The organism is Cupriavidus sp. 05N40 (assembly GCF_056397305.1).
In genome coordinates this window covers 1-26,144 of sequence record NZ_JBFTND010000034.1, presented here as the reverse complement: position 1 = coordinate 26,144, position 26,144 = coordinate 1, and the positions used below count along the sequence as shown (strand labels likewise).

27 protein-coding genes are annotated in these 26,144 nt (G+C 68.3%); 13 read left to right on the top strand and 14 right to left on the bottom strand.

What is annotated here, in order from left to right; all coding sequences use genetic code 11:
* Positions 1-269 precede the first annotated feature (269 nt).
* Positions 270-881, top strand: coding sequence for an IMPACT family protein (locus tag AC1DO7_RS10535; protein ID WP_441611937.1), 612 nt, complete (start codon positions 270-272; stop codon positions 879-881).
* The gene (locus tag AC1DO7_RS10530; protein WP_441611936.1) at positions 878-1,228 is read left to right on the top strand and encodes a 2Fe-2S iron-sulfur cluster-binding protein; all 351 of its coding nucleotides are present in this window, start codon (positions 878-880) and stop codon (positions 1,226-1,228) included. Before AC1DO7_RS10535 ends, AC1DO7_RS10530 begins: the two co-directional genes overlap by 4 nt.
* On the opposite strand, the gene AC1DO7_RS10525 is transcribed toward AC1DO7_RS10530, so the two are convergent.
* Positions 1,161-2,276, bottom strand: coding sequence for an extracellular catalytic domain type 1 short-chain-length polyhydroxyalkanoate depolymerase (locus AC1DO7_RS10525; protein ID WP_441611935.1), 1,116 nt, complete (start codon positions 2,274-2,276; stop codon positions 1,161-1,163). The two genes, AC1DO7_RS10530 and AC1DO7_RS10525, sit on opposite strands and share 68 nt — an antisense overlap.
* Before the next feature lie 314 nt (positions 2,277-2,590).
* On the opposite strand from AC1DO7_RS10525, the gene AC1DO7_RS10520 reads away from it, so the two are divergent.
* The 4 genes from AC1DO7_RS10520 to AC1DO7_RS10505 all read left to right on the top strand — a co-directional run bounded on the left by AC1DO7_RS10520 (position 2,591) and on the right by AC1DO7_RS10505 (position 5,602).
* On the top strand, positions 2,591-3,415 hold the full coding sequence (locus AC1DO7_RS10520) for a prolipoprotein diacylglyceryl transferase family protein (protein WP_441611934.1): 825 nt from the start codon (positions 2,591-2,593) through the stop codon (positions 3,413-3,415).
* Positions 3,412-3,609, top strand: coding sequence for a hypothetical protein (locus AC1DO7_RS10515; protein ID WP_441611933.1), 198 nt, complete (start codon positions 3,412-3,414; stop codon positions 3,607-3,609). The genes AC1DO7_RS10520 and AC1DO7_RS10515 overlap by 4 nt, the downstream gene beginning before the upstream one ends.
* A 343-nt stretch (positions 3,610-3,952) precedes the next feature.
* Positions 3,953-4,579, top strand: a complete 627-nt coding sequence (locus tag AC1DO7_RS10510; RefSeq protein ID WP_441611932.1) for a LysE family translocator — start codon at positions 3,953-3,955, stop codon at positions 4,577-4,579.
* A gap of 108 nt (positions 4,580-4,687) precedes the next feature.
* Complete coding sequence (locus AC1DO7_RS10505; protein ID WP_441611931.1) at positions 4,688-5,602, top strand: serine/threonine dehydratase family protein; 915 nt, start codon at positions 4,688-4,690, stop codon at positions 5,600-5,602.
* Positions 5,603-5,629: 27 nt separating this feature from the next.
* Here AC1DO7_RS10505 and AC1DO7_RS10500 read toward each other — a convergent pair whose 3' ends face one another.
* The 4 genes from AC1DO7_RS10500 to AC1DO7_RS10485 all read right to left on the bottom strand — a co-directional run bounded on the left by AC1DO7_RS10500 (position 5,630) and on the right by AC1DO7_RS10485 (position 10,082).
* Positions 5,630-5,986 carry an antibiotic biosynthesis monooxygenase family protein gene (locus tag AC1DO7_RS10500; RefSeq protein WP_441611930.1) on the bottom strand — a complete coding sequence of 119 codons (357 nt, stop codon included), beginning with the start codon at positions 5,984-5,986 and terminating at the stop codon, positions 5,630-5,632.
* Between the two features lie 45 nt (positions 5,987-6,031).
* Positions 6,032-7,150 (bottom strand): cytochrome P450 family protein, encoded by a 1,119-nt coding sequence (locus tag AC1DO7_RS10495; protein WP_441611929.1) that lies wholly within the window; start codon positions 7,148-7,150, stop codon positions 6,032-6,034.
* Between the two features lie 274 nt (positions 7,151-7,424).
* The gene (locus AC1DO7_RS10490; RefSeq protein ID WP_477116072.1) at positions 7,425-8,888 is read right to left on the bottom strand and encodes a PQQ-dependent sugar dehydrogenase; all 1,464 of its coding nucleotides are present in this window, start codon (positions 8,886-8,888) and stop codon (positions 7,425-7,427) included.
* A gap of 348 nt (positions 8,889-9,236) precedes the next feature.
* Positions 9,237-10,082, bottom strand: a complete 846-nt coding sequence (locus AC1DO7_RS10485; RefSeq protein WP_441611927.1) for an aldo/keto reductase — start codon at positions 10,080-10,082, stop codon at positions 9,237-9,239.
* A gap of 83 nt (positions 10,083-10,165) precedes the next feature.
* Between AC1DO7_RS10485 and AC1DO7_RS10480 the strand changes: the two genes are divergently transcribed.
* The gene (locus AC1DO7_RS10480; RefSeq protein WP_441612263.1) at positions 10,166-10,630 is read left to right on the top strand and encodes a YaiI/YqxD family protein; all 465 of its coding nucleotides are present in this window, start codon (positions 10,166-10,168) and stop codon (positions 10,628-10,630) included.
* A gap of 61 nt (positions 10,631-10,691) precedes the next feature.
* Here AC1DO7_RS10480 and AC1DO7_RS10475 read toward each other — a convergent pair whose 3' ends face one another.
* Positions 10,692-11,639, bottom strand: a complete 948-nt coding sequence (locus AC1DO7_RS10475) for a LysR family transcriptional regulator (protein ID WP_441611926.1) — start codon at positions 11,637-11,639, stop codon at positions 10,692-10,694.
* An 81-nt stretch (positions 11,640-11,720) separates the two neighbouring features.
* On the opposite strand from AC1DO7_RS10475, the gene AC1DO7_RS10470 reads away from it, so the two are divergent.
* From AC1DO7_RS10470 to AC1DO7_RS10445, 6 genes are all read left to right on the top strand, one after another.
* Positions 11,721-12,152, top strand: a complete 432-nt coding sequence (locus AC1DO7_RS10470) for a nuclear transport factor 2 family protein (protein WP_441611925.1) — start codon at positions 11,721-11,723, stop codon at positions 12,150-12,152.
* A gap of 4 nt (positions 12,153-12,156) precedes the next feature.
* The gene (locus tag AC1DO7_RS10465) at positions 12,157-13,302 is read left to right on the top strand and encodes an iron-containing alcohol dehydrogenase family protein (RefSeq protein ID WP_477116071.1); all 1,146 of its coding nucleotides are present in this window, start codon (positions 12,157-12,159) and stop codon (positions 13,300-13,302) included.
* A gap of 64 nt (positions 13,303-13,366) precedes the next feature.
* Positions 13,367-14,245, top strand: coding sequence for a TauD/TfdA dioxygenase family protein (locus AC1DO7_RS10460; protein ID WP_441611923.1), 879 nt, complete (start codon positions 13,367-13,369; stop codon positions 14,243-14,245).
* The gene (locus AC1DO7_RS10455; protein WP_441611922.1) at positions 14,242-15,168 is read left to right on the top strand and encodes a fumarylacetoacetate hydrolase family protein; all 927 of its coding nucleotides are present in this window, start codon (positions 14,242-14,244) and stop codon (positions 15,166-15,168) included. Before AC1DO7_RS10460 ends, AC1DO7_RS10455 begins: the two co-directional genes overlap by 4 nt.
* Before the next feature lie 82 nt (positions 15,169-15,250).
* Positions 15,251-16,258, top strand: a complete 1,008-nt coding sequence (locus AC1DO7_RS10450) for a tripartite tricarboxylate transporter substrate binding protein (protein ID WP_441611921.1) — start codon at positions 15,251-15,253, stop codon at positions 16,256-16,258.
* A gap of 8 nt (positions 16,259-16,266) precedes the next feature.
* Positions 16,267-17,472 (top strand): alpha-hydroxy acid oxidase, encoded by a 1,206-nt coding sequence (locus AC1DO7_RS10445; RefSeq protein WP_441611920.1) that lies wholly within the window; start codon positions 16,267-16,269, stop codon positions 17,470-17,472.
* Positions 17,473-17,567: 95 nt separating this feature from the next.
* Here the strand turns inward: AC1DO7_RS10445 and AC1DO7_RS10440 are convergent, their stop codons facing one another.
* From AC1DO7_RS10440 to AC1DO7_RS10405, 8 genes are all read right to left on the bottom strand, one after another.
* Entirely contained in the window at positions 17,568-17,870 is a 303-nt protein-coding gene (locus AC1DO7_RS10440; RefSeq protein ID WP_441611919.1) for a putative quinol monooxygenase, read from the bottom strand.
* Between the two features lie 30 nt (positions 17,871-17,900).
* Positions 17,901-18,881 carry an NAD(P)H-dependent flavin oxidoreductase gene (locus AC1DO7_RS10435; protein ID WP_441611918.1) on the bottom strand — a complete coding sequence of 327 codons (981 nt, stop codon included), beginning with the start codon at positions 18,879-18,881 and terminating at the stop codon, positions 17,901-17,903.
* Between the two features lie 42 nt (positions 18,882-18,923).
* Positions 18,924-20,735, bottom strand: coding sequence for an acyl-CoA dehydrogenase C-terminal domain-containing protein (locus tag AC1DO7_RS10430; protein ID WP_441611917.1), 1,812 nt, complete (start codon positions 20,733-20,735; stop codon positions 18,924-18,926).
* A 65-nt stretch (positions 20,736-20,800) separates the two neighbouring features.
* The gene (locus tag AC1DO7_RS10425; protein ID WP_441611916.1) at positions 20,801-21,811 is read right to left on the bottom strand and encodes a Bug family tripartite tricarboxylate transporter substrate binding protein; all 1,011 of its coding nucleotides are present in this window, start codon (positions 21,809-21,811) and stop codon (positions 20,801-20,803) included.
* Positions 21,812-21,813: 2 nt separating this feature from the next.
* Positions 21,814-23,709: an acyl-CoA synthetase gene (locus tag AC1DO7_RS10420; protein ID WP_441611915.1), complete on the bottom strand. Its 1,896-nt coding sequence runs from the start codon at positions 23,707-23,709 to the stop codon at positions 21,814-21,816.
* A gap of 20 nt (positions 23,710-23,729) precedes the next feature.
* Positions 23,730-24,728, bottom strand: coding sequence for a tripartite tricarboxylate transporter substrate binding protein (locus AC1DO7_RS10415; protein ID WP_441611914.1), 999 nt, complete (start codon positions 24,726-24,728; stop codon positions 23,730-23,732).
* 124 nt (positions 24,729-24,852) lie between these two features.
* Entirely contained in the window at positions 24,853-25,311 is a 459-nt protein-coding gene (locus AC1DO7_RS10410; RefSeq protein ID WP_441611913.1) for a MaoC family dehydratase, read from the bottom strand.
* A gap of 41 nt (positions 25,312-25,352) precedes the next feature.
* On the bottom strand, positions 25,353-26,141 hold the full coding sequence (locus AC1DO7_RS10405; protein WP_441611912.1) for a crotonase/enoyl-CoA hydratase family protein: 789 nt from the start codon (positions 26,139-26,141) through the stop codon (positions 25,353-25,355).
* Positions 26,142-26,144 lie beyond the last annotated feature (3 nt).

The following is a 26,144-nucleotide window of genomic DNA, read 5'->3' as shown; positions in this document are numbered from 1 at the left end:
GGCGGCGCCGGTGGCGCCACCATGCCGCGCATTGGTGAGGACCGTCACGCAGCGATCAGGCCGAGTCGCATGCTATGAACCATTTGTGACAGCATGTTGAAAGTGCCTTACTTTGCAGACATCCAGGCGCCGCCCCGCGTTGCCGCGGCGCGACCGGGCAGCGCACAGGGCCGGCCCGCGCGCTGCGGTACACTGACGCACGCTCGCAGTCCGCAGCCCAGTCCCTTAGCTTTCCGCCCGCCGTCGCGCCGCATGGCGCGGCCTTATCCGTGCCGACCTACACCCTCGCCTCGCCCCTCCAGGCCGAACTGGAAATCCGCAAGAGCCGCTTCATCGGCTACGCCATCCCCGTGGCCGACCGCGAAGCGGCCATGGCCGAACTGCAGCGCCTGCGCACCGAGCATGCCACCGCCACCCATGTCTGCTGGGCCCTGCTGGCCGGCGGACATTCTGGAATGTCCGATGACGGCGAGCCGTCCGGCACCGCGGGCAGGCCCATCCTGGAGGTCCTGCGCCACCATGAACTCGAAGGCGTGCTGGCGGCCGTGGTGCGCTACTACGGCGGCATCAAGCTCGGGGCGGGCGGCCTGGTGCGGGCCTATACGGATGCCATCGCGGTGGCGCTCAGGGACGCGCAGCGCATCGAGCGCATTGCCTATGCCGCGCTGGTGGTGGAAGTGGACTACGCCGACGAGGCGCGCGTGCGCCGCTGGATCGAACAGGCCGGCCACGTGCTCGCGCACGGCGAGCATGGTGCCGCCGCCCGGCTCACCATTCGCCTGCCGGCCAGCGAGGTGGACGCAGCGCGCGTCGCGCTGCGCGACGCCACCCACGGACGCGCGCGCTTTCCCGACGCCGGCCACGGCGAGGACCAGCCGTGAGCGAAGGCCCGCCGATGACGCAGGCACCGGTGTTCCGGGCGCGCGTGGAGCCGCTCGGCCACGAGTTCGCCGCGCCGGGCACGCAAACCCTGCTGCAGTCCGCGTTGCAGGCCGGCTTGCGGCTGCCCAGTTCCTGCCGCAACGGAACCTGCCGCGCCTGCCTGTGCCAGCTTTCCGCGGGACACGTGGCCTACCGCATCGAATGGCCCGGCGTCAGCTTCGACGAGCGCGACGAGGGCTATATCCTGCCTTGCGTGGCTTACCCGGAAAGCGATGTCGTCATGCAAGCGCCGCTCGCCCGGCAGCAGCCGGACGAACCCGCCCCCGCGCCGCCAGGCACTGCATGAAGAACTGCCAGGCGATACGCAAGGCGTCGGGCCCGGACGGATCGCTGAAGGCCTGGCCGGACGCGCCGCCGCTCCACGCGTGCCCGAGTCCCTCGATACGTACCAGCCGGAGATAGGGCCGCCCCTCGTCCGACCACGCGAACACGGTGAAGGGCCGGCGCTGGCCGCGCTGGATGCGCCGCGGCGCGGCCAGCGCCGGCGCCTTCGGCAGCAGTTGCTGCCATAGCGCGGCCGCCGCGAGCGCATTGTCGAAATGCACCACGTGATCGGCATCGCCGTGCAGCAGCAGCAGGGGTGGCGGGCGGCGGCCGGCCAGCGACGACCGTGCGGCGTGCATGTCGGGATGGCCCTTGCCATGCATGACCCGCGCCGCCTGCGCGGCATTGCCCGCGCTGAGCGCGACCGCGCCGGAATGCGAGCCCACCGCGGCGAAGCGGTCCGGATAGCGCAACCCCAGCGTCTGCGCCATGGCGCCGCCCGCCGACAAACCCAGCGCGAAGACCTGGTCGGCGCGCACCAGGCGCCGCTGGCAGACCTGGTCGACGATGGCCATCAGCAGGCTGGCTTCCGCCGCCACGCGCGCAGCCGAACGGAACCAGTTCCAGCAGCGCTGCGCATTGGCGTGGGAGGATTGCTCCGGCATCAGCACCACGCAGCGGGCGCTGCGCGCCAGCACGGCGGCGCGCGTGCAGGCGGCAAAGCTGGACGAGTCCTGGCCGCAGCCGTGCAGCAACACCAGCAAGGGTGCCGGCCGCGACGCGCTCACGCCGGACGGGATGAACAAGCGGTAGCGGCGCTGCACCAGCGGCCCCAGCCCCCCGCTGCCCTCCTCCCAGCGCCCGCCACCGCGGCTGACCGGCGCCGGCGCCGGCGAGGCGACGCCGCTCAGCACGCGCTGCGCGGCCTGGCTCATGGCTTCGCCCTGCCTGACCGCCGACTTGATGGCGCTGCGCGTGACGGTGCGCTGCGCGCGCCGCACATTGCGCGTGGCGATCTTGCTCAGCGTATTCCAGAGCGTGGCGCCGCTGCTTGCCCGGCGGCGTGTCATCGGCGATCTGCCATGAGACCTCTCTTCCACGGGTTGCGGAGATGCGCCGTAGTATGCGGCCCGCCAGCGGTTCCTGTCAGGTCCTTTGCGCGCACGCCGACCATGTCGGCGCCACCCGCACGGCGGGTCGTCCACATTTGCCAGGCACCGGCGACCGGCACCTGAGACGATCGGGCAAACTCGTGAGCCTTGCGGGCGTTCACCCGCGACTGCCGCCGCCCTACACTGCGTGCGTGTCGCTGCGCGCCTTGCCGCACCGGTGTGCCGCGAGGCGGCGGGCGACCCGACATTCCACTCATGACTTTGAAGGCAATATGAAGATCGGCCCCCTGGTGCTCCCTGTCGCACCGTTGATCCTGGCGCTTGGCGTCGCCACCGCAGTGATGGTCGGGCGCCGCCTCGCCAAGGACCGGGACAGCATCGAAGGCGCGATATTGCGCATCGTGCTGGTCGGGCTGGCGGCAGCGCGGCTGGTCTTCGTCATGCGCTACCTGCCCGCCTATGGCGGCAAGCTTCCCGACATGCTCGACATCCGCGACCTGGGCTTCGACCTGCCCGCGGGTGCACTCGCCGGCGCGGGCATGCTCGCCTGGTATCTCCTGCGGCGCAGGCCGCAGCGCCTGGCGCTGCTGGCCGCGGCGGCCGCGGGCACGGTCGCCTGGAGCGCCGCCACCGCGGCGGCAAGCCTGTCGGCCCCGCCGCAGATGGTCCCCGCCGTTTCGCTCGCCAACAGTGCGGGCCAGTTCCAGCCGCTGGCAAGATCGGACGGCAAGCCGATGGTGGTGAACCTGTGGGCGACCTGGTGCCCGCCATGCCGTGCCGAGATGCCAGTGCTGGCCAGGGCGCAGGCGGACAATGCCTGGGTGCACATCGTGTTCGTGAACCAGGGCGAGCCGCGCCCGCTCGTGCAGGGCTACCTGGAGGACAGCCAGGTCCGGATCGGGAACCTGCTGTTCGACGCCAACCTCGAGGTCGCCAAGGCCGTGGGCGTGACCGGGTACCCGACCACGCTCTTCTATGACGCGCGCGGGCATCTGCTGGGCACGCACCTGGGCGGCTTCAGCCGCGCGACGTTCGAGAACGCGCTTCACCATTACTATCCGGCCGCTTCCGCGGCGAACAAGGAGCAACAGAAATGAAGACACCGCGCCCGGACCGCCGCGCCCTCGAGCAGGGCGCATTCACGGCGGTCGCATGCTGGACGCTGCAGGCCATGGAAACACAGGCGCAGGCCTCGCCCGCCACGCCGGCGCGCCATGCCGCCGAGGCGACCACCGTGGGTAGCCGGCTCCTGTCGCGGGTAGGCAGGCTGCTGCGCGGCGCCGGGAAGTAGGCGCACGGGTGCATCACGGGCCGCATGCGCACCCGTCCGGGCGCCCCGGCCACGGCGTGCTCCTCCGATCGAGACGATGGAGCAAGCTAATGAAACCGGCGGTCATTTGCGGTGCGGGTGCGGACTCCTACAGTACCCGTATCGATGACGGCACCCAAGGCCCGCCAGCCCGCAAGTGCCGCCGCCAGTTTCGAGGAGCTTCATGATGCGCGAAAGCCGTGGTCCGATTCCCGTGTCGTTCTTCGGCACCGGCGCGACGCCCCGGCCGCATGCTTGCTGATGCCGGCCACATATGCGTTGCTCACGCGCAATCCTCACACACGAAACGAAAGGAGTCCCAGACATGCCCCCGATCGAAACGCTGCTGCCGTTCTTCGGCATCTCGGTGATACTTGGACTCACGCCCGGCCCGGATAACGTCTTCGTGCTGCTGCAATCGGCGATGCGCGGTCCGCGCGCGGGCATGGTCGTGGTGCTTGGCCTGTGCACCGGGCTCCTGGTGCACACCGCCGCGGTGGCGTTTGGCCTGGCCGCGCTGTTCGCGGCTTCCGAGGTCGCGTTCGCGGCGCTGAAGATCGTCGGCGCCCTGTACCTGGCTTACCTCGCGTGGCAAGCGTTCCGCGCGCCGGTCGGCGCCATGGCCGACGGCGGCGCGGACAGCACGGGAGCCGGGCATATGTACCGGCGCGGGGTGGTGATGAACCTCACCAACCCCAAGGTGGTCATCTTCTTCCTTGCGTTCCTGCCGCAGTTCGTCGCGCCGGCCCATGGACACATCGCGCTGCAGATCCTGCTGCTGGGGCTGGTCTTCATCGTCGCCACGCTGCTGGTGTTTTCGGTGATCGCCTACTTCTCGGCGATGTTCGGTGCCCTGCTGCTGCGTTCGCCACGCGCGCAACGCGCGCTGAACTGGTTCGCCGGCATCGTATTCCTCGGACTCGCCGCGCGCCTGGCCACGGCCCATCTGTGACCCGCATCTGACCTGCATCTCGTGTGTGGCCGGCCGCGTTTCGATACCATATCGAGCCGGGCCGGGCGCTACCCGACCCGATTCCCCGATTTCACAGGACCGTTCCTGATGCCCCTGCATATCGAAACCCCGTTACTCGAATCCTTTCCCTTGAGCCAGGCCGCGGGCCGTTCCGTCTGGCTCAAGCTCGAGTCCTTGCAACCTGCCGGCTCGTTCAAGCTGCGCGGCATCGGTGCCGCCTGCGAGGAACACGCGCGCCGCGGCAAGCGCCGCTTCATTTCCTCGTCCGGCGGCAATGCCGGGATCGCCGTTGCCTACGCCGGGCGCTGCCTCTCGATCCCGGTCACGGTGGTGGTTCCGGAATCCACCACGGCGCGCGCGAAGGACCTGATCCGCCAGCAGAATGCCGAGGTGATCGTCCATGGTGCCAGCTGGAACGAGGCCAATACGCTGGCGCTGTCGATGATCGGCGAAACGGAGGCATTCCTGCACCCCTTCGACGATCCCCTGCTCTGGGCCGGCCACGCGACCCTGGTCGACGAGATCGCGCGCACGGCGTTCAAGCCGGACGCGGTGGTGTTGTCCGTGGGCGGCGGCGGGCTCATGTCCGGCGTGATCGAAGGCCTGCAGCGCAACCAGTGGGGCGACGTGCCGGTCATTGCGGTGGAAACCCGGGGCGCCGACTCCCTGGCGCAATCGATGCAGGCCGGCAAGCGCGTCACGCTGGAAGCGATCACCAGCATCGCCACCTCGCTTGGCGCCAAGCAGGTCTGCGAGCGGGCGTTCTCGCTGACGCAAGCCTATCCTGTGCGCAGTGCCGTCGTGTCTGACCGCTCGGCGCTCGCGGCGTGCGAGCGTTTTCTCGATGACCACCGCATCCTGGTCGAACCTGCGTGCGGCGCCAGCCTGGCCCTGGCCTATGAGCGCGCGCCGGAACTGGAGCCGTTCAGGAACGTGCTGGTGGTGGTCTGCGGCGGCGTCACGGCCACCGTCGACAACCTGCGGAGCTGGGCGCAGTCCTGAGCCGGGTCGCGATGCAAGCCGGGCGCCTCATCGCGGCAGGGGCGCATGCACGGCGCGGCTGTCCGCCGGCGCCTGGTCGCGCTCGTCGAGCCCGTAGTCGCGCAGCACCTGCGCCACGCGCAGGCGGTAACCCGCGAACACCCCGCCACGCCCGGCCGACTGCGCGTGGCGGTGCTCCTCGGTATTGCGCCAGGCCTTGACCGCGGCTTCGTCGCGGAAGAACGACAAGGACAGCAACTTGCCGGGGTCGCTCAGGCTCTGGAAGCGCTCCACCGAAATGAAGCCGTCGATGGCCTCCAGCGTGGGGCGCAATTGCGCGGCGATGCTCAGGTAGGTGTCCATCCGGCCTTCGGCCGGTATGACTTCGAAGATGACTGCGATCATGGCGTGGCGTGTGCTTGGGGGTTGTTCGGGCCCGGCGCGGCCGGGTCAGAGGAATTGCGGAATGCGCGCGTTGAGCGAAGGCCGGTAGCGCGATGCGCGCGCCAGCGCCGCCGGGCGCGCGCCGCGTGCCAGCAGCACTTCCACCACGGCCTGCGCCACCGCCGTGGCGAGCGCGTCGCCGGGGCAGGCGTGGCGGCCGCGGCCGAAGGTCCAGGGCGGCGAGCCCGCATCCACGCTGTCGTCCAGCGATGCGGCGGCCAGCACCACCAGCACGGCGTCGCCGGCCTTGAGGTCCGCGCCGCACAGGCGTGCATCGGCGGCGAGAAAGCGGCGCGTGTTCTGCACCGGCGGATCTTCGCGCAAGACGCGCGCGGCGAGCTCGCGCAGGTCCGCGGCTTGCGCCGCCTCGCCGGCATGCCGGCGTCCCAGCCACAGCAGCATATTGCCGACCAGCCCGGCAGTGGCCTCGCACGACTGGATCAGCAGGCCGATGGCGTTGGCCGCGATGACATCCCGGGCAATGCCGGCGGCCTGCGCGTCTCGCACCAGCGCATCGAGCGGGCGACCGGCGCCCGGCAACTGCGTGCGCATCCAGGCCTGCAGCGATTGCGCGGCATCGCTGCCGCCGGCAATCTCCTGCGGCGTCGCCAGCGGCGACAGCGCGCGCGCGAAGGCCGCCACCTGTCCGGCGACCGCTGCGCCCTCGCCGGGCGCGCCGGCCACCGCCATGCCCAGCGCATCGGCCACCGCCAGCACCGGCAGCGCGAACATCCAGTGGTTGACCGCGGCTCCTGCCTGCGCGGCATCGAACGGCAGCGCCTGCGCGAGCGCCGCCACGCGGGCGCGCATGCCGCCCGGATCCAGGCCAGCCAGATGCTTGCGCAGCACATCCTTGAGCGGCGCCTGCCATGCGGCATCGTTCATGCGCACGAGGCCACCGAACAGCACGCCGGCAGCGCTGCCCACCAGCGCCGGCGGCACCGGCTGCGCTGGCGGACGTACACGGCAGGCGGGATGCGCCAGCACCGCCGCGACCTCCGCCGCGCCAGCCGCGACCCACAGCCCGAGCGCTTCGTCGCGATAGAACGGTCGCTGCGCGGCGAGGGCGCGATAGTAGGCCGCGGGATCAGGAGCGGTCACGGCGGCGAGGGGATCGGACGGCATGGATGGATGCATGGGGGCAAGGGAGCGAAGTTGGCGTCGGGCGCATGCCGCGGACGTGCTTGCACGCGTCGCGCGGCAAGCGCCGGTGTCACGGCAGCTTTGGCCTAGTGTGCTACCCGCGCGCATCACGATGGTTCATCGTGGCCTGAACTATGCAATGCAGGAAATGCCGGATGCGCCCCGGGGAGCCGGCCGGGCGCCGGGCCGCCTTGCGCGCGCGGGGCGGCGCGTGGTCCGCTTCGCTTTGGTCGCGACGACACCGGCGGCGCGGCGGTCACGGCGTCGCCGCGGCCCGCTCGACCCGATACACCTTGCCACTGGTGGCCGAGGTGGCCGGATCGGCCAGCACATACAACTCCTGCGCGGCATCCTGGCCGAACGAGAGCACGCTGCCGCCGGCCGTGACCTGCCAGTCGACTTGCTCGGTCACAGCGCCGTCGCGGTACATGAGGCTGAGCAATTTGCCGGCGCAGAGGTCGGAATAGAAATAGCGTCCCTGCAACTCCGGAATCGCGCTGCCGCGATACACATAGCCGCCGACGATCGCACAGTCGCCGGCGCTGTGCGCGTAGTCGGACACCGGCAGCGTCAGGCCCGCCGTGTTGCAGGGCTTCGCTCCCTCGCACAGGACGCCCTCGGTACGATTCCAGCCGTAGTTCAGCCCGGCGCTGGAGGCAGGGGCCACGTCGATCTCTTCGCGCTGGTCCTGTCCCACATCGGCGATATAGATCAGCCCCGTCGTATCGAACGAGAACCGCCAGGGGTTGCGCAGCCCCAGCGCCCAGATCTCGCCGCGACCGCCGKCCCCACCGGCGAACGGATTGGTCGACGGCATGGTGTACGGCTGCCCGCCCGCGCCACTGACATCGATGCGCAGCATCTTGCCGAGCAGCACATTCGGGTTCTGGGCATTGCCCGATGGATCGCCCGTCCCACCACCGTCCCCGGTGCCGATATAGAGCATGCCGTCCGGCCCGAACGCGAGCTGGCCGCCATTGTGATTGTTGAAAGCGCTGTGCGGGATCGCCAGCACCACAGTACCGGCCGCATCGGCGAGGTCCGGGTTGCCGGCGGAGACGCCGTAGCGGGCGATGGTGATGGCACCGTTCAGATCAGTGTAGTAGACATAGAAACGCCCATTGGTGGCATAGCCCGGATCGAATGCCATGGAAAGCAGGCCGCGCTCGCCATCGTTGGTGGTCAGCGCGCCGATATCCAGGAATGGCGTGGCGGACAGCGCGCCGTTGCGCACGATACGGATGCGTCCGGGACGTTCGACCACGAAGACCCGCGCGTCGCCGCCCGGCGCCGTCAGGAATACCGGCGACTGGAGGCCGCCTGCCACTTCGTTCAGGGCCAGCCGGAGATCCACGGGCGGACCGTAGATCACGCCGGCCACCGGCGCGGTGCCTGGCGCCACCGCAATCGTCTGGACGGGCAATTGTGGCCGGTACGACGCGGAACTCGTCAGGACGTTGGCTGCGGTCACGGTATAGGTGCCCGCCACCAGGTTCGCCAGGGTCGTCGATACGCCCAGCGTCTGCCGGTAGCCGCCGGGGCCGGTGACCGTCACATTGGCGGGAATCCCGGCCGGCAGCCCCGATATGACGACCGAGAGCGTGCCGGTTCCGCCGCCGCTGACACTCACCGCACCGTCGCCGCCACCGCCGCATGCGGCAAGGAAAAGGCTGCAGGCGCCGAGCAGGCGGCACAGGGTATGTCGGAGTGTGGCTATCATGGCTGGCTCCCGTCATGGTCTGCGGCAATGGGATCGCGGGCGGGCGGCAAGCCCTTGCCCCCTGCCGGGGGCCCGGCAGCGCCGGCAGGCTTTACAAGCCGCGGTAGAAAACTCGCCGCGGCGCCAGCTGCCGGACATTGTCGCCGGGCCTGGCGCCCGGGCGAAGGTGTGGCGTGCCGCCGGCAATCCGCGCATCGCCAGCGTGCGCCTCCACGTAGCGGCACGCAAGGATTCGGCCACTACAGCCCCCCTTAGGCCGCACATATGGGCCTCACATACGGGCGCAGGTTAGCCCGGGCCCCTTCGGCATGACGCCACGCGCGACCACTCGCAACCTTCAGCGCCACTTCATCTCAAATCGTCGCAGTCTTCTGGCGCCAGCCTGAGGCCTGCTGCGTTCACATTTTCCTCAAGGTGACTGATGGATTGCGTGCCGGGGATGGGCAGCATGACGGGTGACTTGGCGAGCAGCCACGCAATAGACAATGCGGCGTGCGTGAGCCCGCGACGCGTGGCGACCTGCTTCACCTTGAGCGCCCGTAGCCCTCGCTTGCCACCCAGCGGATACCAGGGCAGAAAGGCAATCCCGAGGCGCTCGCATGCGGTGAGGACGTCCTCGCTGGTCTGGTCTCTCAGGTTGTACGCGTTCTGGACCGACACGATGGGCGTGATGCTGCGTGCCAGACTGAGCTGCGCGACGGTAACGTTCGAAATACCGATATGGCGGATTTTTCCTGTGCGCTGCAGATCGGCCAGGGCGCCTACCGACTCGGCAAATGGCACGTTCGGATCGGGGGCGTGGAGCTGATACAAATCGATGCGCTCCAGCCGCAAGCGCTGCAAGCTGCCGTCAACCGCAGTCCGCAAATGGTCGGGGCGTCCGTCCCGGACCCAGGTTCGACGAGCCGGTCGCACCAAGCCACCTTTCGTACCGATGACCAGGTCCGGAGGATAGGGATACAAGGCCTGCGCGATCAATGACTCATTGGCCTCCGGACCGTAGCTATCCGCAGTGTCAATGAAGTTCACGCCAAGCTCGATCGCTCGACGCAGGACTCGATGGGCCTGATCCCGATCCCTTGGTCTTCCCCAGGCCGAATCGCCACACAGACGCATTGCGCCGAAGCCCAGCCGATTGACTGTCAGGTCACCGAGGTCTATCGTGCCCGCGAGCGCTGCGCCGTTCTGTTCCATTGGAACTCCATCTTGTCGGCGTCCTCGATATGACGCGCGCAGGCAGTAATATGAGCGTTCCCTCCCTCAATTGGAATCCCGCGATGCAAGTACTGGTTGACGCCGACGCCTGCCCGCTTGTCGTCAAGGAAATGCTGTATCGGGCCGCGCAGCGTGTCGAAGTGTGCGTCACGCTGGTGGCGAACCGGTATTTGCGCACGCCGCCTTCGCGCTTTATCAAGGCACTGCAAGTGCCGGCGGGCATCGACGCCGCCGATGAGCGCATCGTCGAGCTGGCCGGCCATGGTGACCTCGTGATTACGGCGGATATACCGCTTGCCGCCGCCGCCCTCGACAAGGGTGCCTATGTGCTCGACCCGCGCGGAAGCTGGTTTACCCGTGAGAATATCCAGGAACGCCTGACCATGCGCGAGGTGATGGACCAGCTCCGCGGCTCGGGTGTCGATACCGGCGGTCCGGCACCGTACGCCCAACAGGATAGCAAGGCGTTCGCTGGCCAACTGGACCGATTCCTGGCAGGCCATGCCCCGCCAGGCGCGGCCGCCTGAAGCGTGCTGGCCTCGCGAACCGTGGTTGCTTCAAGACGGCGGCACGCCCAGGCGCGCAGGTTCAGCGCCACCCCGACACATCGCTGAAGCGCGCCTTCAGGAAATCGATGAACACCCTCACGCGGGTCGGCATGTGCTGGCGGCTTGGAAACACCGCGAAGATGTCCAGCACGGTGGGCTGGTAGGCCGGCATGACATGTCGCAGCCGCCCTTCGCGCAGGTCGTCGTTGACCATATAGGTCGGGTGCATGGCGATGCCGTGCCCGAGGATGGCCGCATGCCGCAGCGCTTCGCCAAAGTTCGCGCGGATCGTGCCGGTTACGCGCACTGACGTATTGCCCTCCGGCCCATTGAACGCCCAGGTATTGGTCGGCGATTTCAGCGCATGCACCAGGCAATCGTGCGCGAGGAGGTCCTGCGGCGTGGCGGGATAGCCGCGCGCGGCGAGATAGCGGTCCGACGCCACCAGGATCTGCGGCACCACGGCGAGCTTTTGCGCGACATAGCTCGTGTCGCGTAGCGATGGCGCGATGCGAACGGAGAGGTCGAGTCCATCCTTGACCAGGTCGGCCCGTCCATCGTCCAGGTGCAGGATCACCTGCACGTCGGGGTGCAGCACCGAGAACTCCGTCAGCAGTGGCACCAGGTGGAACGCGCCGAACGAAGGCGGCGTCCCCACCCGCAAGGCACCGCGCGGCGATGTGATCGATCCCTCGATCGCGGCCTGTGCCTGGTCGTATCGCTCGAGCAGGTCCGCCCCTGCTTCGAGCAGGGACAGTCCGGCATCGGTCAGCGCCACGCTCTTGGTGGTGCGCGTCAGCAGCCTTGCGCCCAGCGACGTTTCCAGCCAGGCCACATGCTTRGTCACATTCCCCTTGGACATGCCCAGCCGCTCGGCGGCCGCCGAGAAACTTCGGCCCCTGGCCACTTCCAGAAAGACCTCGATACAGCGCAACCGGTCCATATTGCCTCGTTGTTTCCAGTCCGGAAACAACAAATTCTCGTCCATGTGCTTCCCGGGCGCAAGCAGGGTCGGTAGTCTTGGCACAGATGCAGGCACTTTCGCTTGCTTCCAACGCGAAAACAATCAATGGCGCCCTCCCACGCCCTGCTGCCCCTTTGCCAGCAACTGCTGCACCGTTTCTTCCACTGTCTCGACCAGTCGGACTATGACGGCCTGCTCGCCCTGTTCGATCCGGACGGCGTCTGGCACCGGCAAGGGGTGGCGCTGCGCGGCCACATGGCGATGGCCGAAGCGATGCAAACCCGCTCGACGACGCAACGCATCCGCCATGTACTGAGCAACGTTTTCGTGCACAAGCATGACGACCACGTCGCCGAGGTGGGCGGGTACATGGCGGTCTATCGCTTCGACAACGGCCATCCGCAGGACGGCCTGGTGACGATCGACGGCCCGTCACAGCTGTACGCGGTGCAGGCCACGATCCGGCTCGGCGCGGACGATGCCACGCTGGTGGCGCTGACCATCACCCCCGAATTCCGCTTCGTTGCGGCGGCCTGACGCCATGAACGCGCACGAATTCGCCCATCAGTCCCTGCGCACGCGCCTGGTGCTGCGCGCCGGCGCCGTCCRTGCGCTACGTGAAGAGCTTGACCGCCTCGGCGTAAAGCGGCCCCTGTTGCTGACCAGCCCGCGCACCGCCACATCGGCGCTGTATGCCACCGTGCAGGATCTGTTGCAGGATGGGGCCGCGCTTTCGGTCAGCGACATCCCGGCGCATTCGTCGGTTCAGACGGCGACCCGTATTGCCGTTGCCGCCCGCAGCGCACAGATCGATGGTGTCGTGGCCGTCGGGGGCGGCAGCGTCAGCGACACGGCCAAGGCAGTGACGCTGCTGCTGGCCGAGGGCGGCGAGCTGGCCCGGCACGCCAGCCGTTTCATACCGCCGCGCCAGGTGATCATGCCCGCGCTGCTGGCGCCGAAGCTGCCGATCGTCTCGATACCGGTCACCGCCTCGGGCGCCGAAGTGACACCGTCCTTCGGCATCCGCACCGATGCCGGCACCAAGCTGCTGTTCTGGGACGCGCAGATCGCCAGCCGCGTCGTGCTGGCCGACCCGGCGGCTACGCGTGATATCCCGGCAGCGCTGCTGCTGAGCACGGCGATGAACGGGCTGGCCCATTGCATCGAAGGTCTCTACTCGACGGCACGTTCACCGATCGCTTCCGTGCTGGCGCTCGACGCCACACGCCGCTTCGGCAGCGCGATGCGAGAACTGGCACGCGACGCGCAGAGCGAAGCGGCGCGCGCGGAACTGCTGCTGGCCGCACATATGTCCGGCATGGTGCTCGCCAGTGCGCGAAGCTGTCTCCATCACGCAATCTGCCATGTGCTCGGCGCCACGTTCGGCGTGCCGCATGGCGCGGCGAATGCGGTGATCCTGCCCCACGCGGTGCGCTTCAATGCGCCGGCAGCGCAGGCCGAAACCGATGCCGCCGCGCAAGCGCTCGGCGGCATCGACCTGCCGGCTTGCCTGACGGCCCTGCAGGCAGACACCGGCGTGCCCTCGCGCCTGCGTGACCTCGGCATCGCCCGCGACGCCCTGCCCGCCGTCGCGCATCACGTGATGGGCGAGCGCGGGCTGGCCTTCAACCCGCGTCCGGTGGCACGCCCCGACGACGTTCTTTCGATCCTGATGGCCGCCTGGTAAGGCGTCTTGCCACACAGGCCCCCGCACAAGCCCCCGCATCAGCCCCAACACGGAGACACACCTCATGAATATCGTGCCCAACGCCGACGGCTTCGGCGCCCGCATCGAAGGCCTGGACCTGTCCCTGCCGCTGACCGACGCCGGCCAGACGCAGGTCGAACAGGTGCTCGGACGCTACGGCGTGGTCAGCTTCCCGAACCAGTCGCTCGATGCCGCCAGCCTGAAGGCCTTCAGCGACCGCTTCGGCAAGCTCGAGATCAACGTGGCCGGCAAGTACCAGGAACCCGGCATCCCCGAGGTCATGATCCTGTCGAACATTGTCGAGGACGACACGCCGATCGGGCTCGCCGATGCGGGACAGGACTGGCATACCGACATGTCGTACAGCCGCATGATCGCGTTCTGCAACATCCTCTATGGCATCGAGATTCCGCACCGCGATGGCGAGCCACTCGGCTGCACCGAGTTCTGCAACATGCACGCCGCATACGACGATCTGCCGGCCGACATCAAGACGCGGCTCGATGGCATGACCGTGCTGCATGATTTCAACAAGTTCTGGGAAATGATGCGGCGCGAGAAAGGCAGCCAGCGCCCGCCGCTGACCGAGGCGCAACGCGCCGCGAAGCCACCGGTGTCGCATCCGGTGTTCTTGACCCACCCGATCACGGGGCGCAAGGTGCTCTATGCCAACCCGGGCTATTCGGTACGTATCAATGAGCTGCCGCCGCAGCAAAGCGACGAGATGCTGGCTTACCTGTTCGCGCACCAGTTGCAGGACAAGTACCGCTACCGCCACCGCTGGACCGTCGGCGATGTGCTGATGTGGGACAACATGGGCACGATCCACAATGCCGTGGCCGACTACCGCTCCGACGAGCGCCGGCTGATCAAGCGTTGCCAGGTCATGGCGAACCGCTTTTTCCCGGAGGCCACGGCATGAAGCTCGCGACATACCTGCAAGACGGCAGGCCTGGCATCGGCGTCGTGACCGGGGACGACCGCCTGCTCCCGGTGGCCGACTGGGTCAGGCAGACGCCTGTCACGCAAGCCGTCACGCTACGCTGCGCCGCCGCTGGCATCGAACCGGCGGCCGGCGGCATGCTGCGGCTCCTGCAGGCCGGTCCCCCGGCGCTGGCCGCGCTGGCCCTGCATGTGCAAGCCATGCGCGAAGCCGGCCACGCCGCGATGATTCCCCTGGATGCCGTGACGCTGCTGGCGCCGGTTCCGCGTCCCGGCAAGATCGTCGCCATCGGTCGCAACTATGCCGACCACGCGAAGGAAACGGGCGTGGCGCCGTTCGAGAAGCCGCGCATCATCGCCAAGCTGCCCTCGAGCGTTGCGGCACCGGGCACGGCAATTCCGTGCCCGCCMGACGTGACCAAGCTCGATTTCGAAGCCGAGCTGGCCGTCGTCATCGGCGTGCATGCAAGGCATATCGAGGCGCATGAGGCGCCGTCGGTCATCGCCGGCTACACCGTGCTCAACGACATGAGCGCGCGCGAGTTCCAGTTCGATGTGTCGCCGCCGCAGACCACGTTTGCCAAGAGCCACGACGGCTTCGCGCCGATGGGCCCGTGGCTGGTCACACGCGACGAGGTACCCGATCCCCAGGCGCTCACGGTAGAAGCCTGGATCAACGGCGAGCGCATGCARCATGGCCATACCGCCGACATGCTGTTTCCCGTCAACACGCTGATTGCCTACCTGTCGCGCTTCATGACGCTGGAGCCAGGCGACGTGGTGGCCACCGGCACGCCSGCCGGCAGCGGTGCCTTCCGAGATCCTCCGCGCTACCTGCGCGCCGGCGACAGGCTGCGCCTGTCGGTATCGGGCGTGGGCGTGCTGGAGCACGGCATCGCCTGACGCAGCAACAGCAATAGCAACAGCAGAACAGCAGCAAGCCGGCGCACCAGACGCCGCCCGCACGACACTCAAGGAGACAACCATGAAATGCCCCCCGCACATCACTGCCTGGCAACGAATGGCCGCCACGCTCGTGGCAGCCGGCGCACTGCTCGGCACCGCGCCCGCAGTCGCCGCAGCCACCGCCACCTATCCGTCAAAGCCGATCCGCATGGTCGTGGGCTTCGCGGCCGGCGGCCCGACCGACGTCATTGCGCGCGTGCTGGCGCAGGACATGAGCACCACGCTTGGGACATCGGTATTGGTCGATAACAAGACCGGCGCCAACTCGCTGATCGCCACCAAGGAAGTCAAGGCCGCCGACGCCGACGGCTACACGGTGCTGTTCGCCTCGCTATCGCACAACGTCAACGCGCTGCTGATGAAGGAGCGCGCCGGCTACGACCCGCTCAAGGACTTCGTGCCCGTATCGAACGCGGCGATGCTGCCGCTGGTGGCCGTCACGGCGGCGAATTCCCCGTATCACACGCTGCCCGAGCTGATCAAGGCAGCCAAGTCCGGCGACGGCGCCGTGAGTTTCGGTTCGGCCGGAAACGGCGGCTCGGGACACCTGGCCGCGGAACTGCTGGGGACGACGGCGAAAGTGCATATGACCCATGTACCGTTCCGTGGCAATGGTCCCGCGCTGACCGAAGTCATGGCCGGTCGCGTATCGTTCACCTTCTACCCGATCATCGGCATTGCCGAATACGTGAACCAGAAGCGCCTGCGCGTACTGGCTGTCGGCACCGCCAGGCGGCTGCCCGAGTTCCCCGATGCGCCGACGATGGCCGAATCCGGCTTTCCGGGCTTCGAGGAGACGGCACCGTGGGTGGGACTGCTCGCGCCGGCCGGCACGCCCAAGGAGGCCGTCGACAAGCTTCATGATGCGATGGTCAAGGCGCTGGCCAAGCCCGCGGTGAAGGAGCGCCTGCGCAGCCTTGGCGCGATCCCCGTTGGCGACACGCCGGCCCAGTTCGCCGCATTCCTGAAACAGGACCAGCAGAGGTGGCAGCGCGTGATCCAGTCGGCCGGCATCAAGGCAGAGTGAGCACCACGATGAACGCCCATTCGATTGCGGACCTGCGGGCGGCGGCGCGCAGGTATCTGCCGCGCGCCATCTTCGATTTCTTCGATGGCGGCGCCGAAGACGAAATCACCCTCGATGACAACGTGGCCGCGTTCCGGCGCATTCGCCTGGCCCCGCACACGCTGGTCGACGTGTCTTCGGTCGACACCGGCGCCACGGTGCTGGGCGCCCCGGCGGCGATGCCACTGGCCATCGCACCTACGGGTGCGGTCGGCTTTGGCCGGCACGGCGGCGACGTGGCCATCGCCCGTGCGGCCGCGGCGGCCGGTGTGCCATATACCTTGTCGAGCACTGCCACGGCCTCGATCGAACGGATTGCCGACGCGGCGCCGGGACGGCTCTGGTTCCAGGCCTACATCCTGCGCAACAAGCCGTTCCTGCATGCCTGGATGGACCGCGCCCATGCGGCCGGCTACGAGGCGCTGGTCATTACGGTGGACCTGCCCGTGGGCGGCAAGCGCGAGCGGGACTTCCGCAACGACTTCCGCGTGCCGTTCCGTTTCACGCCGCGAAACCTCCTGGACTTCGCGACGCGCCCACGCTGGGCAATGCGTCTGCTGACCCACGGCATGCCCGTGATGGAAAACCTGCAGGGCCTGGAGGCGGAAGCCCGGAGCGCCAGCGCCGTGGCATCGTCGGTCGGCCGAAACTACGATCCCGCATTCGACTGGGATGCGCTGGCCGCGCTGCGGGACCGCTGGCCGCGCAAGCTGATCGTCAAAGGCATTCTTCGTCCCGACGATGCATTGCGCGCGGCGGCGCTGGGCGCCGATGCGATCGTCGTGTCCAATCATGGCGGGCGCCAGCTAGACGGCGTGCAGGCATCGATCGATGCATTGCCTCCGGTGGTCCAGGCACTGAAGGGCCGCGTGCCGGTGCTGCTGGACGGTGGCGTCAGGCGCGGCAGCGACGTCCTCAAGGCGCGCGCGCTTGGTGCGCAAGCCGTGCTCGTGGGCCGCGCCACGCTCTACGGCGTGGCCGCGGCGGGCGAGGAGGGTGCGCACCGCGCATTGGCGATCCTGCAGGACGAGTACATGCGAACGATGCAACTGTGCGGTGTGACGCGCACCGAGGCGATCTCGCGCGACCTGATCCTCGGCGCGGGACGGATGGCCGATGGCGGACCGCGCTCACAAGAGCCCATCGCGCATTCCCCCGCTGCCGTCAGCGCCTGACCCCGGACCCGTCACATCACATGAGGTCGCCTGGAGACCTCGACCCTGCCATGCGCGCAACGAGGCCATCTCGTCAGAGGCGTGGTGCGCCGCCGTCAGGATGTGCCGGCACCGGATTCCACCGCCGCGAGCCTGAACACAGTCGGCGCACCATCCATGAACGCGCCCATCTGCCGACCGATGCGGCGATAGTGATCGGCCTTGACGTGGGCCTGGGCCGCAGCCTCGTCGGCATAGCGCTCGATAAAGACATAGACGCGGTCTTCATCCGAGCGCCACAGCTCATATGACAGGCAGCCTGCTTCACCGCGCGATGCGGCGACCAGGTCGGCCGCCAGCGCTTCGAACTCGGCCTCCCGGCCTTCCTGGACTTTGATCTTCGCAACAATTCCACGCATTGCCTTTCCCCCTGCTGGTATGTTCAGTATTCATGCAAGCGACAGCATCCCCTGCAGTCGCTTTGCAACGATGTCTTCCGCCTGGCGCATGATTCGGTCGATCAGTTCTCCGACCGTGGGTATGTCATGAATCAAGCCGGCGACCATGCCGCACGACCAGGCGCCCGCGTCGAGGTCGCCGTCTTTCATGACACGCGGATAGACGCCACCCACCTCCTCGGCGATGTCCGAGAAGGCGATGTCGGCCCCGAGCCGCCTTTCCTTCTCCAGCAGGCGCTCGACCCCGGCGTTGTTCAGCACGCGCTCGGTATTGCGCAGCGGCCGCATCACGAGCCGCGTATCGAGTTCGGTCGCCGCGACGATGGCCTGCTTCACTTTCTGGTGTACCGGCGCCTCGTGGGTTGCGACGAAGCGCGTGCCCATATTGATGCCGCCGGCACCCATTGCCAGCGCCGCCACCAGCGAGCGGCCATCGGCCATGCCGCCCGAGGCAACGAACGGCACCTTGAGCTCGTCCGCGGCGCGGGGCAGCAGGATGAAGTTGGGAACGTCGTCCTCGCCGGGATGGCCGCCACATTCAAAGCCGTCCACGCTGACCGCGTCGCAGCCGATGCTCTCGGCCTTCAATGCATGCCGCACCGACGTGCATTTGTGGATCACCTTGATCCCGGCTTCGTGCAGCATCGGCAGCCATTTCTGCGGGTTGTTGCCGGCGGTCTCGACGACCTTGACGCCGCCATCGATGATCGCGCGCACGTAGCCGGGGTAATCGGGCGGATTGCGCGCGGGCAGGAAGGTCAGGTTGACGCCGAACGGCTTGTCGGTCAGTTCCCGGCAACGCCGGATCTCTTGCGCCAGGGCCTGCGGACTCGGCTGCGTCAGCGCGGTGATGATGCCCAGCCCGCCCGCATTGGACACCGCGGCAGCCAGCTCCGCGAACCCGACGTAGTGCATGCCGCCCTGGATGATCGGATGCGCGATGCCGAACAATTCGGTGATCTGCGTTTTCATTGGCGAATCTCCTTTGAATGAATGGGTGAGAGCGAATGCTGGTCAGAACTGGTCGGCCGGCAACGCCATCAGGCAGGCCGCGCCGGTTTCCACGCGCTGCCGCAAGGCCGGAACCAGCGGCAGTTCGCGCGCGAACCAGTAGCGGGCGAGTTCCAGCTTGCGCGTGAGGAATGGCTTGTTTGCCGCCGCGGGCATGAGGCCGAGCGCCACATCCGCTATCCGCAGCCACGTCCAGGCGCAGGCGACGATGCCCATCATCGTGAGGAAATCGCTGGAGGACGCGCCGGCGTCGTACGGGTCGCGCGCCGGGTCAGCGAACCAAGTGGCGCAGGCGCGGATGTCCTGCACGGCTTGCCGCAGCGCATCGGCATGCGGGCGAAGCGGCTCGCGCTGCCCCGCTTCCGACGCCGTGCCCTCGACCAGTTCGAGGAAGTCAGCGAGCGCGCGGCCACCGCCGGCGGGCAGCTTGCGCAGCACCAGGTCCAGGGCCTGCACGCCGTTGGCGCCTTCGTAGAGCTGGAAGATGCGGCAGTCGCGCACCAGTTGTTCGACCCCGTTGTCGCGGATATAGCCGTGCCCGCCCATCAGTTGCATGGCGTCGTTGGCCGACTCGAAGGAACGGTCACTGAAGAACGCCTTGACCACCGGCGTCAGCAGGCTGCCGATCGCGTTGCGGCTGCCGCGCAGCGCTTCGTCCGGCTCGTCGAGCAGCGTCCTGACGAGCAATCCCAGGGCGCGGGCGGATTCGAGGAAAGCTGCCTGCTTCAGCAGCAGCCGGCGCACGTCCGGATGGACCACGATCGGGTCGGCGGCGCCGCCGCTGCGGTCTTCGGCCTTGGCCGCCCGGCCGGCCAGCCGCTCGCGGGCGTAGTCGGCGGCATGGCCATAGGCGCGGGTCGCCGACGACAATGCCTGCAGCCCGGTGCCGAGGCGCGCCGAGTTCATCATGTCGAACATGCCGCTCATGCCGGCGGACGACTTGCGCTGCGTCCCCGCAGGCTGGCTCGACTCCTGCAGCGGATACGCCAGCGCGTGCTCGAACGACATCGTGCAGGTGGCGCTGCCCTTCAGGCCCATCTTGTGTTCGATGCCGGCCACGACGACGCCGTTGGGGCCGCCCAGCGTGCCGGTGTCGGGGTCCACCACGCGCTTGGGAACAAGGAACAGCCGGACCGTCGAAAGGTCGTCACGGATATGGCCGCTCTCGTCCGGCACCTTCGCCAGCACCAGGTGGATGACATTCTCGGTCAGGTCCTGGTCGCCGCCCGAGATAAAGATCTTGGTGCCACTCAGCCGCCAGCTGCCGTCCGGCTGCGGCACCGCGCGCGTCTTCATCAGGCGCAGGTCAGTGCCGCAATGCGGCTCGGTCAGGCACATCGTGCCCGCCCAGCGTCCCTCGACCATCGCAGGCACGACGTGCTGCAGCATCCAGGGCTCGCCGGTGCGGCGGATCGTGGCATGCGCGCCGGCCGTCAGGCCCGCATAGAGGCCCAGCGAATTACAGGCCGACGCGGAGAACTCGCGCACCGCCTGTCCGATGGTCTCCGGCAGTCCGGCACCGCCGAGTGCCTCGGGCGCYGACACCCGGTTCCAGCCCGCCTCGCACAGCGCGGCGTATCCGGCCGGATAGCCGTCCGGCGTCCGTACCGCGCCGTTTTCGAAACGGCAGCCCTGCTCGTCGGCCGGGCCGTCCAGCGGCGCCCAGACTTCCTCGAAGAAGCGGGCGGCCTGCCCGAGCACCTCGCGTGTATCGTCGCGCGCGAGGTCGCCCAGTGCATGCGGCGCGACCGGCGCGATCACGTCATGCAGCAGGAAGACATAGTCGTCGACGGGAGCTTTGTATGTTGTGGACACAGCAATTCCTTGTTCGTGAATGCAATGGATGGCGATGGATGGCGATGGATGGCGATTGCCGGCGCTCAGGCGTCGCCCCGGCGATAGCCGATATCCCGGACAAACTTCGCCCACTCCGCGTTGGTCTGCTGGACCGACCGGTCCATCTGCGCCGGGGTCAGGGCTTGCGGCGGCAGCACGCCCAGCTTCGCCAGACTCTGGCGATAGGCCTCGGAAGCCGTGATGCCGGAGACGAGCCGGCTCAGCGCCGTGACCGTCTCCGGCTTCGTCCCCGCCGGCGCGAACATGCCGAAGAACCCGCTGATGGCCTCGACCTGGGGCAGGCCCAGCTCGCGGAAGGTCGGAACCTCCGGCGCATACGGGCTGCGTTCGGGGCTGGACACCGCGAGGGCCAGCACCTTGCCCGCCTTTACCTGCTCCATTGCCGGCTGGTAGGCGTCGATCATGAGTTGGACATGGCCGCCGATCAGGGCCTGCATCGCCGGCGCGCCGCCCTGGAACGGCACGTGCAGCATGTCGACCCCCGCGGACTTGCCGAGGATCACGCCGCCGAAATGCCCTTGCGTGCCTTGCCCGTACGAGCCGTAGGTGATCTTCCCGGGATTGGCCTTCATCCACGCGACCAGCCCCTTCAGGTCCTTCGCCGGGATGCCGGGATTGGCGTAGAGGAACAGCGGCGTGCGGCCCAGTTCCGCAACCGGGATCAGCGCCTTCAGCGGGTCGAACGGCAGTCCCTGCGTGTGCGGCAGCAACGTCACGGTGCTGCCCGTCGTCACCAGCAGCGTGTGGCCGTCCGCCTGCGCGCGCGCCACGAAGCCGGTGCCGATCGAGCTGGAGCCGCCGGGGCGGTTCTCGACGATCACCGGGGGCGTCTTCTGGCCCGACATGCCATGCGCCAGCGTGCGCGCCACCACATCGGTGGTGCCGCCGGCCGGATACGGCACCACCAACTGCAGCGTCTTCGATGGAAAGGCCGACTGGGCCAGCAGCGCGCGCGGCAGGCTCGTCGCGGCGGCCGTGGCGGCGCCGGCAAGCAGCCACTTGCCCGCCGTCCTTCGGTCAATGGATCGGCTCATGGTCAGGCTCCTTCGGCGGCTCGGACCGCATAGGGGATGGTGAAACTACGCAATGCGTCGGCCAGCACGGCATCGTCCGCCTCGCGCGCCGGCACGCGGATCTCGACAAAGAAGCCGCGGCTGCCGCGGTCGGTAGCTTGCACCGAGGCGTCCGCACCGCGGCCGATGCCGTCGAGCGCGGCCCGGAACATCCGCTCGATGGCGTCGACCCGCAGCAGGTTCTTCTGGATCTTCCCGACCGATGTCTTCGGCATTTCCGGCAGCACGAAGCAGTGCCGGGGCACCGCCGCACGCTCGGGCATGTGCTCGGTGGCGTACTGCAGCACGGTCTGGGCCGAAGCGCTTGCCTGCGGCTTCAGCACTACGTAGGCGACCGGCACCTCGCCGGCATGCGCGTCCGGCGCACCGACCACGGCGGCGTCCTGGATCGCCGGATGGCCGAACAGGACTTCTTCGACCATCTTCGGATCGATATTGTGGCCGCCGCGAATGATCAGGTCCTTGGCGCGGCCGGTGATCCACAGCCAGCCGTCGGCGTCGAGGTAGCCCAGGTCGCCGGTGTCGAGCCAGTCGCCGTCGAACCAGCGTGCCGCCTGCTCTTGCCCGAGGTAGCCGGGAAAGACCGAGGGCCCGCGCGCGATGACCAGCCCGCACTCGCCCGGCGCGCAGTCGCGCGCCACGTCGCCGTCCGGCTGCACGATGCGCACCTGCTGGTACGGCAGCCGCACCCCCGAGCTGCCGACCTTGACCTGCTCGCCCGGCGGCGTGACGCAGGTGACCGCGGTGGTCTCGGTCATGCCCCAGCTCTCACGGATGCGCAGGCCGGTCATCCGGTAGAAGGCTTGCGCGACAGTCGTCGACAGCGGCGCCGTCGAGGAGGCGACGTAGGTGAGCGTCGAGATGTCCGCGCCGTTGAGCGGGATCGACAGCACCTGGTTGACCAGCGTCGGCACCAGCGTCAGCATGTTGGCCCGCATGACCTCGACGATGTGCCAGATATTGGGCAGCACCGACGGATGACGGAAGCCCGCCGCGGTCATCAGGATCACGGTCGCGCCCTTGGCCAGCGGGCCGAAGCAGCCGACCACGGCGCCGGCGACGTGAAAGATCGGCACGCCGACCAGCCGCACCTCGGCCGAATCGAACCCCGTCAGGTATTTCGACGCCCACACCCAGAACACCTGGTTGCGGTGCAGGTGGCGCGCCAGCTTGGGCGCGCCCGTGGTGCCGCCGGTGTGAAAGAGGGAGGCGGTGTCGTCGGGCGAGAAGACGCGCCCCGACAGCAGCCGGTCGGCGGGATAGCGCTCCACGGCCAGGGCGAAGTCGATCACGGGTATGCCTGCGACCGCCGCCGGGGCAGTCCCGGTCCCGCCCACGCGGATCACCGCCGCCAGCGACGGCAAGCCATGGGCAACCGCCTCGGCCTTGGCCCAGATCTCGGCGTTGTCCTCGCCGCCGTAGGCGACCAGTACCTTGGTCCCGGCCGAGCGGAACATCTGCACCAGGATGTCGGGCTCCAGCATCCAGTTGGCCGGGTTGACGATGCCGGCGGCCTGCGCGCCCCACAGCACGAACTGCGATTCGGGGATGGCCGGCAACAGCACCGATACGACATCGTCCTTGCCCACGCCGAGGTCGCCCAGCAGGTTGGCCGTCTGGTGCACCTTGTCGCGCAGCTCGGCATAGGTGACCTGCCGCGCGCTCTCAAGAGGACGCGCGCCGTCGGTGAAATAGTGGATGGCGACCTTCGACGGCTCGACGGCGCAGCCGTCCATCAGCATCTCGTAGGTAGAGGCCGGCAGCTTGCGCTCGGCGAGCGGGACGCGCTCGAAGCAGGCCACGTCGGCTTCGCTAAACAGGACCTCGTCGGTCCAGTACTCAGGCATGGGGGCGGTCATGGATGACTCCGTTGCAGTGCTCATTCGCGTTCAAGGTTGATGTCGCGTGCCAGGCGCGCGAAGCGGCCGGACTCCTGGCGGTAGTACGAGGCGGCCTGGTCGAGATCCATCGCGGTCCCTGGCAAATTGCCTCGCTCCGCCACCCAATCGCGGAATGCCGCCTGGCCCACGATGTCGTTGGCCGCCTTTCCGATGGCATCGGCGGTGGTCCGTGGCAGCCTGGCGGACACGAAGAGCCCGGTCCACATCGAATAGTGGAAGCCGCGCAATGCCGCGATGTCGTCGACGGACGGAACCTCCGGCAGCGCGGCGTGCCGGTCCGCGGACAGGACGCCCAGCACCTTGATCTTTCCCGCTTTGGCGGCCTGGATGTAGGCAGGAATCAACGGCATGAAGGTGATGTCCACCTGCCCGCTCATCACGTCCTGCACCGCTGGCGCACCGCCCTTGTAAGGCACGTGGTTGACCGGGATACCGAGGCGCCTGCCGAAATCGACGCCAACCATGTGAAAGATCGAACCCACGCCCGTGCTGGCAAACGACAGCGGCTGCGCCCCGGGCAGGCGGGCCTTCCCGGCCAGTTCTCCCAGGCTGTTCGCCGGGTAGTTGGGCCTCGCCATCACGGCCAGCACGCCCGACGTCAGCAGCGCGACCATGCGGAAGTCTTCCGGCTTGTAGCGCACGCTCGTCATCGCCAGCGGCGGCAGCGTCAGTTCGTTCGGCGACGCCACGACCATGGTCAGTGTTTCGCTGTCGGCCTTAAGTAAGCGCTGTGCGCCAAGCGACCCTGACGCACCGCCGAAATTCTCGACAACCACCGTACGGCCCAGGCGCGTGCCGAGGTCCGGCTGAATCCGCCGCGCGACAATGTCGAACGAACTGCCCGCCGGGTAGGGAACGATCAGCGAGGCGGGCGTGCGGCCTTGCGCAAGCGCGCCGCCTGCGGGCGCCGCGCCGAGCATCAGCAGCGCCACGGCCGCAATCCGCGCGCGGCCGCCGCCGCATGCAGTAGTGATCATCTTGTTGTCTCCAGTCTTTTTCTTTCTTGGGGGGGCCGCCATCGCCAGGGCGAAGGAAGCCACGCCGCGCGACGGCATGCGTCGCGCGGCGCCGGGTGGCATGGCGCGTCGGTGCGGGAGTTGCCTAGAAGTAAAGCTTGGCCAGCGATTCCGCGATGCAGACCGGCCTGGCCGATCCTTCCATCTCGAACGTGACGTTCCACGTCACCTTCACGCCACCGTCGCCTTCGTCATCCACCGCTTGCAGGACCGCGCGGACGCGCACCTTCGCGCCGACCGGCACGGGCGCGGTAAAGCGGACGCGGTTCAGGCCGTAGTTGACCCGCGCCCGCACGCCCTCGAAGCCCGTCACCTGCGCCATCAGCATCGGCAGCAACGACAGCGTCAGCAATCCGTGGGCAACGGGGCCACCAAACGGCGACTCACGCCTGGCCCGCTCTGGATCGACATGGATCCACTGGTGGTCGCCGGTGGCCTCGGCGAACAGGTTCACCTCGTGCTGCGTGACCTGGTGCCAGTTTCCTGGCCCGGCCTCCTTGCCCTGGAACGCTTTCAGGGCTTCGATCGACGTGAAGGTTTGCATGGTGGTTTCCGTGTCCGTGGTGAAGGAGATTCGGCCGCCTCTCAGCGCCCCGTGAAGCGGGCCTCGCGACGCTCGACGAAGGACTGGATCCCTTCCCTGAAGTCTTCCGATGCGAAGACCTCCTCGCGCACCTGCGGGATGACCGCGATGGCTGCCTGCTCGCCGTGTTCGATATAGGTCAGCGCGGCCGCCTTGGTCGCGCGCAGGCCGATCGGCGCGACCTTGCTGATTGCCCGCGCGATTTCCATGGCGCGCTCGCGGTGCCGTCCGTACGGATGGACTTCCTGGACAAAACCGCAGCGGTAAGCCTCTTCGGCAGAGAATTCATCGCAGAGGAACAGGTGGTACATCGCATTGCCCCAGCCCGTGCGCGTGAGGTAACGGTAGTGCGCGCCACCGAGCGGGGCGATGCCGCGCTTCGATTCCATCTGGCAGAAACGTGCCGTATCGGCGGCGATCACGATGTCCGAAGCCAGCATCTGCTCGATGCCGATGGTGTAGGTGATGCCGTGGACCACCGAGATCACCGGCTTGCGGCAGCGCTTCCTGAGGCCGAAGGGATCGACCTGGTCGTCGGGAATCGGCTTGGCCGTGGCGGTCGGGCCGAAGAACTTCGGCATGTCGAGGCCGGCCGTGGTGTGCTCGCCCGCCGGGTCGAGCACCGCCACCCACAGGTTGTCGTCATTGTCGAACTCGGTCAGCCGCTGCGAGAGCTGCTGCATCAGTTCCGGGGTGATGGCGTTCTTCTTGCCGGCGTTGTCGAGCGAGATGATGGCGATATGGTCCTCGATCGTCATGCGGACTTCGGGCGTCGCTGCTGCGTTGCTCATGAT

Excerpts from the sequence above, each read along its gene's own strand:
- AC1DO7_RS10525 (WP_441611935.1), bottom strand. The coding sequence starts at position 2,276 with ATGACACGCCGCCGGGCAAGCAGCGGCGCCACGCTCTGGAATACGCTG.
- AC1DO7_RS10520 (WP_441611934.1), top strand. The coding sequence starts at position 2,591 with ATGAAGATCGGCCCCCTGGTGCTCCCTGTCGCACCGTTGATCCTGGCG.
- AC1DO7_RS10515 (WP_441611933.1), top strand. The coding sequence starts at position 3,412 with ATGAAGACACCGCGCCCGGACCGCCGCGCCCTCGAGCAGGGCGCATTC.
- AC1DO7_RS10510 (WP_441611932.1), top strand. The coding sequence starts at position 3,953 with ATGCCCCCGATCGAAACGCTGCTGCCGTTCTTCGGCATCTCGGTGATA.
- AC1DO7_RS10505 (WP_441611931.1), top strand. The coding sequence starts at position 4,688 with ATGCCCCTGCATATCGAAACCCCGTTACTCGAATCCTTTCCCTTGAGC.
- AC1DO7_RS10500 (WP_441611930.1), bottom strand. The coding sequence starts at position 5,986 with ATGATCGCAGTCATCTTCGAAGTCATACCGGCCGAAGGCCGGATGGAC.
- AC1DO7_RS10495 (WP_441611929.1), bottom strand. The coding sequence starts at position 7,150 with ATGCCGTCCGATCCCCTCGCCGCCGTGACCGCTCCTGATCCCGCGGCC.
- AC1DO7_RS10485 (WP_441611927.1), bottom strand. The coding sequence starts at position 10,082 with ATGGAACAGAACGGCGCAGCGCTCGCGGGCACGATAGACCTCGGTGAC.
- AC1DO7_RS10480 (WP_441612263.1), top strand. The coding sequence starts at position 10,166 with ATGCAAGTACTGGTTGACGCCGACGCCTGCCCGCTTGTCGTCAAGGAA.
- AC1DO7_RS10470 (WP_441611925.1), top strand. The coding sequence starts at position 11,721 with ATGGCGCCCTCCCACGCCCTGCTGCCCCTTTGCCAGCAACTGCTGCAC.
- AC1DO7_RS10460 (WP_441611923.1), top strand. The coding sequence starts at position 13,367 with ATGAATATCGTGCCCAACGCCGACGGCTTCGGCGCCCGCATCGAAGGC.
- AC1DO7_RS10450 (WP_441611921.1), top strand. The coding sequence starts at position 15,251 with ATGAAATGCCCCCCGCACATCACTGCCTGGCAACGAATGGCCGCCACG.
- AC1DO7_RS10445 (WP_441611920.1), top strand. The coding sequence starts at position 16,267 with ATGAACGCCCATTCGATTGCGGACCTGCGGGCGGCGGCGCGCAGGTAT.
- AC1DO7_RS10440 (WP_441611919.1), bottom strand. The coding sequence starts at position 17,870 with ATGCGTGGAATTGTTGCGAAGATCAAAGTCCAGGAAGGCCGGGAGGCC.
- AC1DO7_RS10435 (WP_441611918.1), bottom strand. The coding sequence starts at position 18,881 with ATGAAAACGCAGATCACCGAATTGTTCGGCATCGCGCATCCGATCATC.
- AC1DO7_RS10425 (WP_441611916.1), bottom strand. The coding sequence starts at position 21,811 with ATGAGCCGATCCATTGACCGAAGGACGGCGGGCAAGTGGCTGCTTGCC.
- AC1DO7_RS10420 (WP_441611915.1), bottom strand. The coding sequence starts at position 23,709 with ATGACCGCCCCCATGCCTGAGTACTGGACCGACGAGGTCCTGTTTAGC.
- AC1DO7_RS10415 (WP_441611914.1), bottom strand. The coding sequence starts at position 24,728 with ATGATCACTACTGCATGCGGCGGCGGCCGCGCGCGGATTGCGGCCGTG.
- AC1DO7_RS10410 (WP_441611913.1), bottom strand. The coding sequence starts at position 25,311 with ATGCAAACCTTCACGTCGATCGAAGCCCTGAAAGCGTTCCAGGGCAAG.
- AC1DO7_RS10405 (WP_441611912.1), bottom strand. The coding sequence starts at position 26,141 with ATGAGCAACGCAGCAGCGACGCCCGAAGTCCGCATGACGATCGAGGAC.